This window comes from Neobacillus sp. NPDC058068 (assembly GCF_042885335.1).
In the GTDB taxonomy this organism is placed as follows: Bacteria; Bacillota; Bacilli; order Bacillales; family Cytobacillaceae; genus Neobacillus.
On sequence record NZ_JBHVSI010000033.1, the window covers coordinates 23,604 to 39,914 of the forward strand.

Genomic DNA, 16,311 nt, shown 5'->3' on the forward strand with positions numbered 1-16,311 from the left:
TGCGCTTGTCAATAGCTTTCAATTTAATTGAATTTCCATATTTCTGCTTTATGAATTAATCTTTTTTGCTTTGAATTTTTCCGAAAAGTAACGCGTTATAATATTTTTCATCTATAAAATAGTGGTCTCTTAATTCTCCCTCTAACACATACCCATTCTTTTCTAGGATCCGAGCAGAGCCCCTGTTTGCATCAACAACACTAGCATGGAGTTTGTGCAGATTGAGTGTTTCAAATGCGAAATCACTCATCAAAGCAACACATTCTGTTCCATAACCTTTTCCCCAATGGTCTCGATGAAAAACATATCCAATTTCTGCTTGGTTTGCTTCTTTGTCAAAATTGAAAATCATGGCTGTCCCAATAATTTCTTGCGTTGATTTTAGAACAATAGAAGCATATAAATGAGTACCTGCTAACTCCCGTTTTACCATCGTTTCAATGTATTCACTCGTTTCATTCAATGTGTTCATTAAACTCCAGCCAATAAAACGTGAGACTTCCTCATCTGCTGCATAATTATGAATCTCTTGAGCATCATTTGTACTTAGTGATTTAAAGCAAATATTTGCACTTTCTAATGAATGAAATAAACTTATATTCATAATTTCTACACTCCTAACTGATTAATTTCTACCATTTTATACTAATCTAAGACAAAAATCTTTTCATTTTCTTTAAAAATATATATTGTATGTAAAAGTGACGTTGATTCCGAGACAAGTTCTCATATATTGAGAGGAAAATAGATATGTGACAGCAAAAAATGACAATGTAATCAGAAATTCAGAAAAATGTAACCAGATTTTAAACAAGATGAAAACTTATTATGGGATAATCACTACTTCAAGGGGTTGTTAAAAGATTGAAAGCCCTGCTTCATTTTTTACTTTATCAGAAATAAATAATCTAATAGGTTCCCAGTAAATATTATATCAAAGTTAATGAATATTCAGCCTAGGTGGTGCAAAATTTGACACGTTCGAATAAGAATAGAAGAAAAGTAAGATGGGGGCGATTGTTTGGGGCCCTGCTTCTAATAGGCATTATAATTGTCGGTCTATTTCATATATTTCAATACATAGAAGGCACAATAAAAGCAGTCAACCAACCTCTTAAAAAAGTAGAAAGAAAACAGACATTTCAAGGAGAGAAAAATAAACTAGATGCAATCAATGTTCTCTTATTAGGAAGTGACTCACGGGGAGAAAAACAAGCTCGAACGGATTCGATCATGGTTGCACATTATGATCCACAAACCCATAAAATAAAACTGATCTCTCTTATGCGTGATATGTTGGTCTCTGTACCAGAACATGGACAGCAAAAATTAAATGCAGCTTACTCTTTTGGAGGTCCTGAATTACTAAGGGAAACGATTAAAGAAAATTTCGGTCTCGATATTCAATATTATGCGAGTGTAGATTTTAAAGGATTTGAAAAAGCGGTCGATCTCCTTGTACCAAATGGCATTGAAGTAGATGTACCATATGAGATGTCTCATGGGATAGGAATGACGTTAGAAAAAGGGAAACAACAACTGCATGGTAAAGAGTTGTTAGGCTATGTCCGTTTTCGCCATGATCGTTTAAGTGATTTCGGACGAATTCAAAGACAGCAAGAAGTGATTTCAAAATTAACAGATGAAGCAGTAACTCTACATAGTGTTGTAAAACTCCCTAAGCTATTAGGTCTTATAAATAAATACATCGATACAAATATAGATGGTTCCACCCTTTTAACGATCGGAAAAGACATATTAATGAAGAAAAGTAGAGATATAGAAACCATCCGCATCCCAGAAGATGGCAGTTTTCAAAATAAACGGGATGAAGTGCTTGGTGACGTATTAGAAGTGGATTTCGATCAAAATATAGAAGCTCTAAATAATTTTATAGAAGCAAAAAGTTCGGTTCAAAATGAAGCACAAAAAGAATGAATAAATTAACAAAATAACGCTGGGATAGTTGTGTCCCAGCGTTTAATTTTCAAAAAAACCTTGAAAGGTATAAAAGCTAATCAAGGTTCTTGTATATTAAATCTTTCTTTAATCCTTTTCAATTGTTTCTCTACTGCAGGACAATCAATATAATAGGCTATTCCTTCTCCCCCCTATTGGACTGTGGCGTCTGACCTCCGAGCTCGTTTTGCTTCATTCTTATGCCCAGTATGATGAAGGTGACATAGATTATGATGGTAATCGAATCGATTAACGTATCCGGAAGTGCCGAAACGTCTTGAAATGCCGTTATGCCAAGAATGACCATCAGTCGGACGATCAGAAGAGACACGATTGTCCATGCGGCAAATCGGATCTTCGATCGCTCGCTTTGGAATGACATTAAAATGAACACGATGCCGAAGACCAGATTTTCCGCCGTGATGATGTGCCAAACATACATGAATACTGTCCGGGTATCCATGGCTATCGCATTCACGTGGAGCGTCGGCAGCACAGCGGATTGCCCATTCCATGCGTGCGTAACGGCAAACAGTATCGCAAGAATGCCTGCAATCAGATAATAGAAATTCCTAACCTTGATGTCCAAGACATACCTCCTCGGATATTTAAAACTCCGATTTACTTAAATGATTATCCAAAAATTAATTTAGGATTTTTATAACACCAATCTGAATCATATGGTCGGGATTTTAATTTTTGCATGTCTTCCCAACTGTATACCCAATCATAATCTGCAACCCAAAAATAGTCGTCAGGATTAATTTTGAGATAATTGTATATAAAGCGAAATACTAACTCTTCAACACCATGAACGTCTTCAATTGTTCCTACTTGATATAGTTTATTATTGGAATCCAAATCCACATCTTGATAATAAAAAAAGGCAAGATTTGGATTATCCAATGCATCTACATATAGTATAAACGAGTCATTATTTTCTCGTACTTTCTTATCATTAATATTTAACGTTGTAGACAGAAATTGTCCATTGCTGGAAAAGTTTTTACTGTTATGAAAATTCAGCATTATATCCGCATGATAAGCAGAAACGATAGAATCAGCTAAAAGACGTTCTGGTGTATATTTTTTTGGGCTCATTAATATAAAAGCAGAAGTCCCCATCCTATTTTAATACCCCCTTCAAATTCTCTAGTGAGTTAACGATTGTAACACCTTTAGATTTTATGTTTTCTAGCATGGTTTGATGTTCAGGCCTTAAATTACTCAAAGGCTTATCAATATACAAAATAACCTTTTTATTCTCAGGGTTAAAGAATAAATCATGAGTCGGATCAGTGAATTTATTGAATTGGTCTTCTTTTACCGCTTTAATTGATGCTTTGACTTCGATAATCGCATCTTTTGTAACTACGTCTAAATCACCGGCAGCTTCACCCGTATTCTTCAGAACTTTTTGGCCAAACCCTATTACTTCGGTTTCTTTTCTTACAAAGTTCGCAACCTTTGCCTCGGTTGCTTTACCAACGTTTGAACTAGTTAAAAAATTGTCAATATCTCTATTAATATTCTTCGGACTTTGATCAACCCAAGTAAGTTCATTTCCAGCTGGATTCGTATATTTCGTTTTATTTCCTTCCTTACCGATGTTGCCAATGGTCCTGTCTTCTCCCGTTTCCTCATCGACTTTATCCTCATTCGGCGTATCGTCAACTTTGCCGGTTTTCTTCGGAGGTTTCGAATTAACCGGGACGTCGATATCCGGCTTCCGGGAACCGAGCTTATCCAAAAGCTTGCGCAAATAACGGCGCCCTTTTTTCCCGGCCCATTTTAGCGCTTTGCCGAATGGGATTCGGCTTAATATAATGCCTACAGCCACGGAAAGCGCATTTTCGGGAGTCAGCAGCTTTTTCGGATCGCGGATATATCCGGCAATCTCATGTCCGCTCCCGGCGATACTCGCCCCAGTCATTGCAATGCCTAAAGCCGGCCAGAATCCGACGAACAGCAGTGACAAGGTAAGGGCCCCGAGCAGGATCGCGCCCTGTTCATACCAATCCAGCCGATCCCACCAATCTTGCAGCGAATCAAACAAGCATGTGAAACATGCCGTTTCTCCTCCGGCCGTATGAGACCCGATACCTGCAAACAGACCGGCCACGAGCAGAATCACAGCGAGTCCGGTTAGCGCCTGACAAAGAGCTTTCACCCGAGCCTGGACAGGCTCCTGTCTACCGGCAGCTTCTTCATTTCCATAAAGCAAATGAAATCCAAGCTCCCTGCGCTCCCGGTAAAAGCCCAGCCAATATATGAATTTTCCCCGATCCAGACAAAAAGAGCGGGTCATATTCCATAGCTCGGTAAACGGATTAAGAAGCGGCTCGTTCGGCAGCGACGGAAGGCGGTTTCGTAACTTGTTCAGCGACCAGTAATCAGCAAAAACCGATGCGGCCAGCATCAACAAGAAGGTTGGTTGAGTTTTATAACCGCTTCCGGTCCAATCATGAAGACGGAACACCCAACCTGGCAGTTGGTGCTGACCGTTATAAGCCGCGTGATCCAGGATGGACCAAAACAAAATGAATACCGGGAATAGAAACACCCATTTTGTCAGCCTTTTCCGCAGCCGGTAGGCAATACCGCACGCAAGCGCGATCATGGCGGTATGTACGGGATGACCGACGGTCATTAGTGTTGGAAATAGACTTTCTTCCAAACGCCCCGGAAACAGCGAGAACAGGTCCCAATGAATCGTTTCGCCGCCCAGCATCGTAAAGCTGTAGCCGAACTTTTCTGCAAGAATGCCGGAACTTACCCACCTTCGGGAAAGTTCCTCCATCAGTTGGAAGCCGACACCGGTTGCCGCACCGATGAGCGTGTAATCGCTTAAACTCAATGCGGAAGCTCGACGTGAGAATAACAGAAATATGCCTAGCGGAAGGAGCTTCCAGAATTCTTCGAATATCGGCGTCATTACGGCAATGGACCAAGTGTCGGATGTTTTTCCGCCGAAAAGTACGTGGAGAGCATTGACCGTAAGCGTCGTGAACGGTACGACAAGAAAAACGCCTGCCAGAACGAACAGAACGATCGGCTTCCACGGCATCGTTTTGCTTCGGCACAGAACCCAAAATTGCAGCAGCACATAAAACGACCATAAATATTGCACCGTCATGGTACGCGATTCTTTAACGAAAAACAAGCTTAAAACAAAAATGATTAACGACAGCCAGGAAACAATCGTATACGCCGTTTTAATAAACGGATATTTCTCTATCCATGATTGGCAAGTTCGATAAATGGCCTCAATGATATCACGGAATCCGGTTCGAATGGACCAGATCGTATTCATTACGGCAGCCTCCTTTGAAAGCGACCTCGTGCGAGCGGGACATCTCCCTTAACGACGGTCAGGCCATGAGCACGTTGTTTTATAACGAACGGGCTCTATCACATTTCATTTTCAAAGGCATGCCCGAATCATTCCGCCGCAGCCGCTAATTATTTTTCTTATTCGTCAAATCATCGATATTCTTATTTCCTTCATCCGTTATATCGTCATAAACCTTATTACCACTTTTAGAAACTTCATCATAAAAACGCTTTCCTGTATCGCGAGCTTAACCCCATACGAAATTTTTACGTTCCGTAATCATTGTAAAGAGTTCGCTCTTTGGGAAAGCTTCTCCTTTTTTTGTTTCCAGATAATTAAGGGCTGCTAGCTGATTAGAATGGTCTTTGTACTTTGCCTTCCTTGTTAATCTCGCTGGTACGAGCAGACTAAATCTGCCGATTTCCATTCGTATTGAAGCTTTAACTCATTTCCGCTGCGGTCGGCGGCCATAATGAAAGGCTCCGCTTTGGGCTCGTGCAATATAACCCGAATATTGTTTCCTTCCTTCTCGTATTCCCCGAACCATATTTGGGTAAAGTTGCCCGTCGTTTCATGAACGGATAAGGGGTCCCTATCAGAAGTAGGATTTTCATGAAATTTCATCTCGGCAAAGCAAACTGACGATTGGGAACCGGCGGCAAGCTTCCAGTCCCCCTCTAATTTCAACTCTACGGATTCCGTTTTTTTTGCATCATTACAACCAACCAGCATGGAAACAGCAAATAATGCAGCGATTGTTCCTTCTCTTCTTTTCATCAATACCCCTCCACCCTCTGCATTAATCCCATTGAGCTGAAATCGCGTACTCCGGAAAGGAGTATCGCCAACAATCCGCATTTATCTTAACTTCGATACGAGAACTATTAGAATATCAATAGTTCTCGCATCATTTACATGTATTCAATGTAAATATTGGTTTAAATAAAGATTGATCATTTATGATGATCGCCGCAGCTTACAGTTTCAAACTATACTCCAACTTGATGATAATTTGAATAGGTCAAATTTTCCAAATATTTTCACCAACAGAGTCGTTATTCCTATGCCTTTATCAAAGAAAAGGACATAAAAAAATAAAGTTTTATTACGCTTTTGAAGAGTAAAAGAAAGAGCGTGTTTTGAAATAAAGTTTGATCAAAACACGCTCTTAAATATTTAATTGAATTATTCTTTATATAAATAGTTTATTAGGTTCACCGTTTAGATTTTAATAATCCTGCCATTTGATTTTTGGCAAGAATTGTTCATTTAGCTCTGGAAAGTGACCTGGATGATAAAGAATAACATCAGGTTTTTCAAAAAGATTAATTCTATTCATAAATACCATTTCATCTATACATTCAATTACTGATTTATTCACTGTCTGGCTCCCCTTCGTCAATATATGCATTAAATTAGCATTAACTCCTTTTTAAATTCTCTACAAATAACAAAAACTCCTTCTCCTACTTCAAAGATACTGCAAGTTAGTACAACAAGAAAATGGGGACGCTGCGGCGATCCCCATCTTTTACTATTGCACCCAATAGTTTTAGTACATTTGTTCACAGGCTTTAGATTCATCTTCAATTATTACAGGAATGCTGGACCGTTTATATAATAAGAAAAAGATCTCCTCGTTATTTAAGGACGGCATGTTACCAACTAAACAGTTGCTTTGCGAATCATGAAAAATGACAGCAGTACATAGATGACCGCACCAACAAACAACCACGAAGCTAATTGGGCGGCGGAATGTCCGCTTAGCCAATTGAAAATGTCTGTCCACCAGCCGAAATACGTGCACAAGAACCCAAGCACGGACCCCGCAACAAAAATAACCGGAAACAAGACGAACAGCCCCGTTCTCCCGAAACGCCTGAATATTGCGATAATGAAGAAGCCAAGGAAGGTCATATGAAACGCTGTAGCGAACAAGGTCCACCACTGTTCCACCAAGGACCCATCACTCAAATATGGCAGGTTGAAGAAATGCAGCCCGACCCCCCAGCCCCAATCACCCTCCACGAACGAAAGAGCCGAAAGCACGACGGAAATACCCAAACAAACAACGGTGACCATCATAAGAGTCCCAAGAAAAAAGTCCATTCTCCGGATGCTCAGGCCTAGCGCAAACGGAAAGCTTTTCGTCAGCGTAGAGATGCCGATAAGCAGCAAACAAACGAAGATGGAGGCCAAACCGCCAGTATATAATCCGTTTTCCGGCTGGGCTATCCATCCAATCAAGAGGTTGACTAAAAAAGCAGGAAGCAATACCACACACCATGGAACAATAAACCACATAAGTTTATCCTTGGCATGAATTTTCATTACGGTTGCAATTCGATTCATCGGAAGTCCACCGCCCTGGGATCAGATTTTTGTTTGGTCAAATGAACGATCAACTGTTGAAGTGATACCGGGGTAAGCTCCAGCCCTAGTAATTCGGCCTGCTTCCGCCTTTCTGGATTCAGACTGCCAAGCACCGTCGCCGCCAATAGGCCACCGAATGGTTTACGGTCGATCGTCTCCTGCCCGGAAATGAAGGACTCTACTTTCTCCGCATGGCCAATGGCGCTATAGGCTTGCCCGCGAATAGCATCTGCATCCTCATTTAGAATAAGCTTTCCGCTATCGATGACGATCACATGCTCCAAAATCCGGCTCACCTCGTCGATTAAATGTGTGGACAAAACGATTGTCCGAGGGTGCTCCGCATAATCCTCGATCAGCCGATCATAGAACAACGCCCGTGCTACAGCGTCCAGCCCCAGGTAAGGCTCGTCGAACATCGTCAGCGGTGCGCGACTCGCCAAACCGATGATGACGCCGACGGACGAGAGCATACCTCGCGACAGCTTCTTTATCGCCCGTTTCAGTGGCAGATGGAAATCATTCACCAATTGATCTGCAAATTGCTGGTCCCAATTAGGAAAAATTACCGAACACAACTCTAGCACGTCGCTCACTCGAAAATGGTCGGGATACTTCTGGCTTTCTTTAATAAAACAAACCTTGCTCAATACGCGATTATTCTCATAGGGAGTCTCTCCGAACACGTGCACCTTTCCGCTTGTTGGGAACATCTGCGCCGTCAGCATGTGCATAATCGTTGTTTTGCCCGCGCCGTTCCGGCCCAGCAATCCGTAAATTTTGTCCGATTCCATCGTAAAGCTGACATCGTCCACCGCATTGACGGCGCCATACGTTTTGGTCAGCCCTTGGACTTCAACAATGTTTTTCATTTTGTTCCTTCTCCCCTCCGGATCATATCCGTCAATTGGTCTTTCGAAATGCCAAGCTTTTCCGCCTCGCGAATCATCGCCACGACATACTGTTCGTAGAAACCCTCCTTTCGCTTCTCCATCAGCCTTGCTTTTGCGCCTGTCGATACAAACATGCCGATCCCCCGCTTTTTATACAAAATGTTCTCGTCCACCAGCAAATTAACACCTTTGGCTGCCGTTGCCGGATTGATTTGAAAAAACGATGCAAATTGAGTAGTTGACGGCACTTGCGATTCCTCCTGCAACCGGCCTTCGATAATATCGTCTTCGATATGCTCGGCTATTTGCATAAAAATCGGGCGGCTGTCGTCCATCTTGAAAACCATAATACACACCACCACACTGGTTAGTTACTTATGTAATTAACCATATAACAAAAGAACCGTTACGTCAACGGCTATTCGCCCAAAAAAATTGTTCCGATAAAAATTTGAGTCATCATTTGTACCATTACCATCTTTAATTTACCTGTATTTTTTTGTGTAAATTAATTTTTTGTAAAATTTAGAAAAAATCTAGTAAAATTAACCAATGGATGGTATGATTTACCTGTTTTTATCACTTTAGGACTAGGGGGTTCTTTTATGACTTGGTTTACCAAATGGGCATTGCGGAACAAAGCGGCTTTGGTTTTTGCTGTAATTGCCTCGATGATTTTTGGCATTTTTAGTTACACGACGATTCCAATGGAACTGATGCCATCTGCCGACCAGCCGTACGTGACCATTTCAACAGTTGGAAACGGTATGGATGCCGTAAGCATGGATGAACAAGTAACACAGCCAATTGAAAAGGCATTGAACGGCGTCAGAGGAAAACAAAGTGTCGTTGCACAAACAGGAAATAACTTTAGCCAGTTGACAGTCACCTTTGAATCTAAAATTGATGTAAAAGAAGCTAAACAGCAAATTGAAGAACGAATTTCAATGGTCCATCTCCCCAATGGGGTCATGAAACCATATGTCATCAACCTCAACACATCTGAAATTCCGATTGTTGAATTAGGACTCACCTTTGATAAGGAAATTGGCAATCATGAACTAAATATCGTAGAAAACGAGATTATGCCAATGTTCAAAGACCTAAAAGGTGTCGGCAATGTCATCACCAATGGCGGAATAAATCAACAAGTGAAGATTAAAGTTGACACTAAAAAATTAGCTGCAGCAAATTTCCCGCTTGAAAAGCTATATACGCTCCTACAAGGGAAAACGGCTTCCGTGGCGGTTGGTGAACAAACGATGAACAACGAAGCAACAAGCATAATCGTAACAGGAAAATTAGAAACGCTAGATGAACTTAAAAACATTCAGTTAAACAATAAGACAAAACTACAGGATGTTGCTGATATTGCCATGCAAGAAGATACTGAAAGCATCATCCATTTAAATGGAAAGAGCTTTATCGACGTTGTCATTCAGAAGGATTCCACCTCCAATGCAGTAACTCTTGGAAATCAGGTGGAAGACGCAGTAAAAAAAATCAATAAGGATTACAAGGGAATTCTTCAAGCAACGATCGTAATGAATTTAGGAGATACCGTTCTTGATTCTATCAATTCGATGACAAGAGAAGTATTGACCGGTGCATTATTTGCCACCCTTATTATCTGGTTATTTCTTCGCAGTTTCCGAATGACCCTGATCACGATTATCAGCATACCATTGTCCCTATGCATGACGATGATTCTACTTTCCTTCTTCGGCGTTACCTTAAACATCCTTACGCTCGGAGGAATTGCCGTATCAGTCGGACGGCTAGTGGATGACAGCATTGTGGTTGTGGAGAATATTTACCGAAGAAAGCAAAATAACGAATTAACCCCTGCCTTCCTTATTGAATCCGTTAAAGAGGTGGGATCAGCGATCACGTCATCCACTCTCACAACAGTAGCAGTATTCCTTCCAATGCTGATTGTTTCGGGAGGATTAAGAGATATCGTTGCTCCGTTTGCGATTACGATCACTTGTTCATTACTATCTTCGCTGCTAGTTTCACTGACAGTGGTCCCTGCACTTAGCGCCCGGATGATGAAAAAAGTAAAGATGAAGGAACACAAAACGAAAGCTTTCTACCCTTCATTGTTGAAATGGTCACTTAATCATAAATGGCTTCCCATCACGATTGCGATTCTCGTTGTAGTTGGGTCTGTTGGTTTATTTATGACAATGCCCAAAGGTTCTGTCGATCAGCAAGATTCCGCCTACATAGCAATCGGCCTTCGCTATGATAACGGAACTCCATTTAGCGAAATAAAAGACGGTGTTGCGAAAATGGAGGGCCTTCTATCAGAAAAAGAAGGGGTAAAAACCCATATTACAGTGGCAGGTGTCAATGAGGATGCTGCCCAATATGGCAACCTGCAAGATGCAAACGTAGTTCGATTTATGATTTTTACAAAGGATGGGACCGATTCTGCCAAATTTGTAAAAGACATCCGAAAAGCAAAAGACCAGTTTCCAAATGCGGAGCTAAATGCTGATACAGCAGGTTTGCTAGGAACCAATTCGACGACTATTTCCATTGATGTCATCGGAAAGAATGACGACGACATCAAAAAAACATCTGATATGGTTAAGAAAGAAATTAGCATCATCGATGGTATTGAAAAAGTAGAAAGCAACGATCAAAATACAAAACCAACCATTACCATTCAGGTGGATTCCAAATTATCAAATCCACAGGAAGTCGCCCAATCTATTTATGCGATGATAAAGCCTGCTGTGATTGGAAACATTAAGATTGACGGACGGACCACCGCAGTCAAATTGGGAGCACTAAAAGAGATTCAAACGGTGGACGATGTAAAAAATCTCCAACTGATGATGCCAGATGGGCCTGTTGCTTTATCAAGTATTGCGAAGATTGAAGAAAGCAATGAGCTGGGGAACATCTATACAAAAGACGGCCATCATTATCTACAGGTAACTGCTCAAGTGAATCCGGACAAAATGGTAGACGTTACCGGAAAAATTCAGCAGCAGCTCCTAACTTGGAACAAAGATGAAACATTTTCCAAAGGAACAAGTGCAGAACTTACCGGTTCTTCCATGGAGTCTTCTGATCAATTAGCGGAACTCGCTAAACTGTCTATGTTATCAATTGGAATCGTGTTTATGATTTTGCTCGTGACATTAAAGTCGTTCCGGGCTAGCGTTGCGATCTTGATTACATTGCCGCTTGCAGCGATCGGTTCACTATTAGGACTCGTGATTACCAACTCAAGCATTAATATATCTTCTGGGATCGGAATGCTGATGCTCGTTGGGATTGTGGTAACCAATGCCATTGTGCTGGTTGACCGAATCCGTCACAATGAAGAAACAATGACCATTCGGGAAGCGATTTTGGAGGCAGGAGCTGTTCGTCTGCGTCCGATTCTTATGACAGCACTTGCCACTGTATTTGCCATGGTGCCGCTTCTAGTTACACATGAATCGGCGATGAGTTTAAATCTGGTTTCGAAGGGACTCGCTGTGGTCGTCATTTTTGGACTCATCATATCCACCCTTTTGACGCTGATTATAATCCCAACATTCTATGAATTATTCCATTTTCGGAAAGCAAAAAAACAAAGACTGCAAGCTAACCGAGTACCAGGAACATTAGGGCAATAATTGACAAATTTGAAAAAGTCAGTTTGTGTAATTAGCTGATAGCGTGTTCCACAAACAGTGTTCTTGATTTTTGTACCTAGATTTAAAAATCAAAAATGGAAGTGTTATCTTAGATAAATATTGTATAAAAAACAGGAGCTTTCCTTTTCGTCGGATAGCTCCTGGGGGTTTAAGTTATGTTTAAAAGAAAGAGGTACTGAAAATGGGTGCCTGCCCCCCACTGCGCTAACGCTTTAGCACGCTTGGTGTCAGGCACCAAAATAAGATGAATGAATGAGTTTAGCGCAAATTCAAAGTCGTATATGTACATTTCTTGAATAAGGCTGCACTTATTGATAGAATCACTCATGTCAACAAAGTATGATGTAAAGCGAGGAAAACGACATGAATGATGTAATCGAAACAATCCTTAACCACCGCTCGATCCGCCATTTTGAGGACAAGCCATTGACTGAGGAGCAAATAAAGACGATTGTTTCCTGTGCACAAGCTTCCGCTACATCAAGCTTTATCCAGGCATACTCCATTATTGGAGTTAAAGATCCTGTTAAAAAGAAGAAATTAGCCGAGCTTGCCGGTAATCAGGAGTATGTGGAAAAGAACGGCCACTTTTTTGTCTTTTGTGCTGACCTTTATCGCCATTCCATCATCGGGGAGAAAGAAGAGACAAACGTAGAATCCTCACTTGAAAGCACCGAAAAATTTATGGTGTCGTTAATTGATACCGCTCTTGCAGCCCAAAACGCTGCCATTGCAGCTGAATCACTCGGGTTAGGAATTTGTTATATTGGTGGTATTCGCAACAACCTGGAAGAAGTTAAAAAAATATTACATATTCCAGAGCGAGTCGTCCCATTGTTTGGGCTTGCCATTGGATATCCTGCCAAAATAACCAGTCAAAAACCAAGACTGCCTTTTGAACATGTTTATCATGAAGATGGATATGAGCAAGACAAAGAAGAATATTTACAACAGCTCGATGATTATAATGAAGTAATCGCAAACTATTATCTAGAAAGAACAGATGGAGTTAGAAAAGATCGCTGGACAGAACAGATGGCTGCCATGCTTGAAAAGCAGAATCGCATGTATATGAAGGACTTTATTCAAAAAAGTAAACTAGATTTACGATAAAATTAATTGCAAGATACGTATTAGTGCTGCTTGTTTGTTTTGTCGCATGATTGCAAAATCAAAGGACTAAAAAGTATTGAATATGATTTGTTGAGATCGGTGTAATAGCCATAATGCGGTAACCGATACTGAGTAATTGCGATAAAGTTTCTGCGCAATTGTGCCTTGGCGGCTCAATCGGTGCGTGGAAACTTTTAAAAAGAGTAATTAACTGATTATTGTTTGTACAGTGAAGCAAGACAACATGTTTACCGGTCCATGCTTGACCGATTGTTGGTTGTATTTGTACTTCCCTCATGTTTCTCAAATTGATCACCCACCCTCGGTAATTGATACAATAGTTTATGAACGAAACCTAGTCCATTGTTCTTGAAAAATACCAACTGGTCTAAGCAATAGCTCCATCCAAACAAAAAGGGGGTAGTTTTCAACTACTCCCCTCCCCTTTTATTGACGTTCACATTCTAAAGAAATGAAAATTCATTTTTAATATACATAATTATCCTACCGTCTACTAAAGACGCACCTGTTACTTAACAAACCTTTGTTCTAACTCATCCTTTTGACGCAAGTGATGACGAAAATGCATACCAACCAAATCATACCATTCCCTTGCATTCAGCCAGCCGAACCCTCCATGCTCGACTTTATAATTTGGGTTTATATTATCCACTTTCGATTCCCATTTGCTCAACCTTAGAATTACTTGTGCCATTCTGCTAATAAGTTCGTCCTTGCTATCCGAATTATTAGGTGGAGTATTAAGTTCATCCGGTAATTTAATTTTAATTGGTGGAAACCCTCCGTTCTTATATAAATGCTCACCAAACTCCGTTTTCCCTAGGAGTTGTTCATCATTTAAGGTAGAACAGGTTTCCATATTATCTAAATACTCATGGGCAACAAGAATTAAATGGTCATACATTTGCCCAATAGACCAAACCCCTTCTTCCGGAATACACCTTAGCTGTTCCAATGAATAATTTTGAAGCTCGTTTTTGTATGTATTAATCAATTTAAGTTCGGTCAAATTAATCCCACCTTTGTATTTTTTAACTCAAATCTGAATTTTTTTGCATTTTTTGTATATATAACTAATTATTCAATATTCGATTACAAATTCCTTCTTTCACCTGATCCGTTAGTTTAAGAGAGAAACCTTCACAATCTCTTCTAAACTTTAAATTAGATATCCAGTTTTCTGTAAAGGTGTTGTTCAAAAAATGGCCCTACAATGAAAAATGAGAGATGATCCTTTTTCAGGAAAAGCGCCCTTTAGTGGAACATGGAAAAGAAAAGTGATGGCTATTAAATTCTTATTTGAAATTCGTTCCTTAAATACTTACACATCTAATATTAGCTCGTAATAAAAATGTAAGCATTCTGTTACTGTGCTGCAGTTGATGTTGAGTATCTCAAGGTATAAACTTTACTTACTTAAGGAGTGATTAAGATGGAAACAGTTTCAGTGGATAAGCTAAAATTCAAGAAAAAATTATCAATGGTTGAGCAATTTTCAATCAAAGATTTCTTGTTTAAATGGTTTGGTAAACCAGCAGAAGGAATAGATGACTTTCTACCACTTGAATACACAGAAAGCGTCTTTGCGAAGATGGAGGCAAAACTGGTACCAGGTTTACTCGTTAATGGGGATGAACATTTCAGATATGCGACCATAACAGAAGCTAATCAAATTGTTATTGCAGTATTAGATTCGAATGAAGAGTTAATACATAGAATCATTTCTATGGATGAGCTTTTAATAGGTAAGCACCTTTAAGGTGCTTGCCTCTTTCTTTTCTCCGCCCATTTTGTATACTTTTCAGTAAAATTGAACCGTCTCCTTGGTTCCTTTCTTGGGTAATTTATCCCTCCACTTCGTAATATTTCCTAGTTTATGACATTCGCGTAGGATAATTGTCATAAATCAGCTTTTAATGAAATATTGTTCATCAAAACATAAAGAATTGTAATGCTATCGTTCTGTAAATTAGATAAATGCCATGTTAGGGTAATATCATGAGAATTTTACAGGAGGTAGCACACAGCATGAAGAATTCTATGAACTCATTTATTGTAGCTTGTGTGGCTGCAATTACCTTAGGTGTACACACTAATACAGCGAAGGCAATCACCGAATCTTTCAATCAAAATGAACACAGCCTTCCGGTACATGACATACAAAATAATTTACCCATTGGGAATAATGCGGTAAAACTAGGTATTTCTATTGGAGAAATCTTACAACCGCAGAGCTTATCCATCCATTTAGCAAAACCTGTGATACATGTGGCCGCAAAAGCCGTTGAAATACTAGCAGACCCGTCAAAACCTGCCGCTGACAATACTAATAATTTGACAGCAGCAGAAGAAGAAACGGTTCAACCAATTGAACCAAAAGTGGAAGCTCCAGTGGAAGAGATTGCAACACCTGCGATTTCTATTTCAGATAAAGAAAAAGACTTATTTGCCAGATTAGTTGAAGCGGAGGCAAAAGGCGAACCCTATGAAGGAAAAGTAGCCGTTGCAACCGTCGTGCTAAATCGAGTGGAATCCCCTCAGTTTCCTGATACAGTGACAGAAGTGATTAATGAAGTAGTCGGTAAGGCTTATGCCTTTTCACCTGTTCAAAATGGTGAAATTACTAAACCGGCATCAGAAGAATCAACTCAAGCAGTAGAAGAAGCACTAAAAAGAGAAGATACATTACATGATTCCATTTTTTTCTATAATCCAAAAATTGCAACAGATAATTGGATTCGTTCTCGTCAAACAGTAGAGACAATTGGGAATCATGTGTTTGCGAAATAGAAGTGCCAAAAGGACAGTTTTTATAGGGTACAATCGGATGTTTTGCGCGTAAAAAGGCACAACCAGCGGATATGTGAACTGCACCCCGTCAAGTAGACAGTGGAAATAATAAAAATGATCTAAGCGGCTTTAGCTCTATATTCCATAGGGCTAAGGCCGTTTAGTCGTT

The 16,311-nt window shown here is 40.2% G+C and carries 16 protein-coding genes; 5 read left to right on the top strand and 11 right to left on the bottom strand.

Annotated features, from left to right (window positions below):
• Positions 1-55 precede the first annotated feature (55 nt).
• Complete coding sequence (locus ACFVSW_RS26100; protein ID WP_387319542.1) at positions 56-604, bottom strand: GNAT family N-acetyltransferase; 549 nt, start codon at positions 602-604, stop codon at positions 56-58.
• A 368-nt stretch (positions 605-972) separates the two neighbouring features.
• On the opposite strand from ACFVSW_RS26100, the gene ACFVSW_RS26105 reads away from it, so the two are divergent.
• Positions 973-1,938 carry an LCP family protein gene (locus ACFVSW_RS26105; protein WP_387319543.1) on the top strand — a complete coding sequence of 322 codons (966 nt, stop codon included), beginning with the start codon at positions 973-975 and terminating at the stop codon, positions 1,936-1,938.
• Between the two features lie 157 nt (positions 1,939-2,095).
• Here ACFVSW_RS26105 and ACFVSW_RS26110 read toward each other — a convergent pair whose 3' ends face one another.
• The 8 genes from ACFVSW_RS26110 to ACFVSW_RS26145 form a co-directional block, all read right to left on the bottom strand.
• A complete protein-coding gene (locus ACFVSW_RS26110) occupies positions 2,096-2,548 on the bottom strand; it encodes a hypothetical protein (RefSeq protein WP_387319544.1) in 453 nt (150 codons plus the stop codon).
• A 44-nt stretch (positions 2,549-2,592) separates the two neighbouring features.
• Positions 2,593-3,084 carry a hypothetical protein gene (locus ACFVSW_RS26115; RefSeq protein ID WP_387319545.1) on the bottom strand — a complete coding sequence of 164 codons (492 nt, stop codon included), beginning with the start codon at positions 3,082-3,084 and terminating at the stop codon, positions 2,593-2,595.
• 1 nt (position 3,085) lies between these two features.
• Complete coding sequence (locus ACFVSW_RS26120) at positions 3,086-5,272, bottom strand: PrsW family glutamic-type intramembrane protease (RefSeq protein ID WP_387319546.1); 2,187 nt, start codon at positions 5,270-5,272, stop codon at positions 3,086-3,088.
• Between the two features lie 405 nt (positions 5,273-5,677).
• Positions 5,678-6,070, bottom strand: a complete 393-nt coding sequence (locus tag ACFVSW_RS26125) for a hypothetical protein (protein ID WP_387319547.1) — start codon at positions 6,068-6,070, stop codon at positions 5,678-5,680.
• A gap of 451 nt (positions 6,071-6,521) precedes the next feature.
• Positions 6,522-6,674: a hypothetical protein gene (locus ACFVSW_RS26130; protein WP_387319548.1), complete on the bottom strand. Its 153-nt coding sequence runs from the start codon at positions 6,672-6,674 to the stop codon at positions 6,522-6,524.
• A gap of 284 nt (positions 6,675-6,958) precedes the next feature.
• Positions 6,959-7,645, bottom strand: coding sequence for a hypothetical protein (locus tag ACFVSW_RS26135; protein WP_387319549.1), 687 nt, complete (start codon positions 7,643-7,645; stop codon positions 6,959-6,961).
• Positions 7,642-8,538, bottom strand: coding sequence for an ABC transporter ATP-binding protein (locus tag ACFVSW_RS26140; RefSeq protein ID WP_387319550.1), 897 nt, complete (start codon positions 8,536-8,538; stop codon positions 7,642-7,644). The genes ACFVSW_RS26135 and ACFVSW_RS26140 overlap by 4 nt, the downstream gene beginning before the upstream one ends.
• A complete protein-coding gene (locus ACFVSW_RS26145; protein WP_387319551.1) occupies positions 8,535-8,906 on the bottom strand; it encodes a GntR family transcriptional regulator in 372 nt (123 codons plus the stop codon). Before ACFVSW_RS26145 ends, ACFVSW_RS26140 begins: the two co-directional genes overlap by 4 nt.
• 258 nt (positions 8,907-9,164) lie before the next feature.
• On the opposite strand from ACFVSW_RS26145, the gene ACFVSW_RS26150 reads away from it, so the two are divergent.
• Positions 9,165-12,197: an efflux RND transporter permease subunit gene (locus ACFVSW_RS26150; protein ID WP_387319552.1), complete on the top strand. Its 3,033-nt coding sequence runs from the start codon at positions 9,165-9,167 to the stop codon at positions 12,195-12,197.
• Positions 12,198-12,581: 384 nt separating this feature from the next.
• Complete coding sequence (nfsA, locus tag ACFVSW_RS26155; RefSeq protein ID WP_387319553.1) at positions 12,582-13,331, top strand: oxygen-insensitive NADPH nitroreductase; 750 nt, start codon at positions 12,582-12,584, stop codon at positions 13,329-13,331.
• 58 nt (positions 13,332-13,389) lie between these two features.
• Here the strand turns inward: nfsA and ACFVSW_RS26160 are convergent, their stop codons facing one another.
• Positions 13,390-13,629 (bottom strand): hypothetical protein, encoded by a 240-nt coding sequence (locus tag ACFVSW_RS26160; RefSeq protein WP_387319563.1) that lies wholly within the window; start codon positions 13,627-13,629, stop codon positions 13,390-13,392.
• 231 nt (positions 13,630-13,860) lie between these two features.
• The gene (locus tag ACFVSW_RS26165) at positions 13,861-14,361 is read right to left on the bottom strand and encodes a DinB family protein (RefSeq protein WP_387319554.1); all 501 of its coding nucleotides are present in this window, start codon (positions 14,359-14,361) and stop codon (positions 13,861-13,863) included.
• A 423-nt stretch (positions 14,362-14,784) separates the two neighbouring features.
• Between ACFVSW_RS26165 and ACFVSW_RS26170 the strand changes: the two genes are divergently transcribed.
• Positions 14,785-15,111, top strand: a complete 327-nt coding sequence (locus ACFVSW_RS26170) for a hypothetical protein (RefSeq protein WP_387319556.1) — start codon at positions 14,785-14,787, stop codon at positions 15,109-15,111.
• Between the two features lie 269 nt (positions 15,112-15,380).
• The gene (locus ACFVSW_RS26175; RefSeq protein WP_387319557.1) at positions 15,381-16,142 is read left to right on the top strand and encodes a cell wall hydrolase; all 762 of its coding nucleotides are present in this window, start codon (positions 15,381-15,383) and stop codon (positions 16,140-16,142) included.
• The last annotated feature ends 169 nt before the right edge of the window (positions 16,143-16,311 follow it).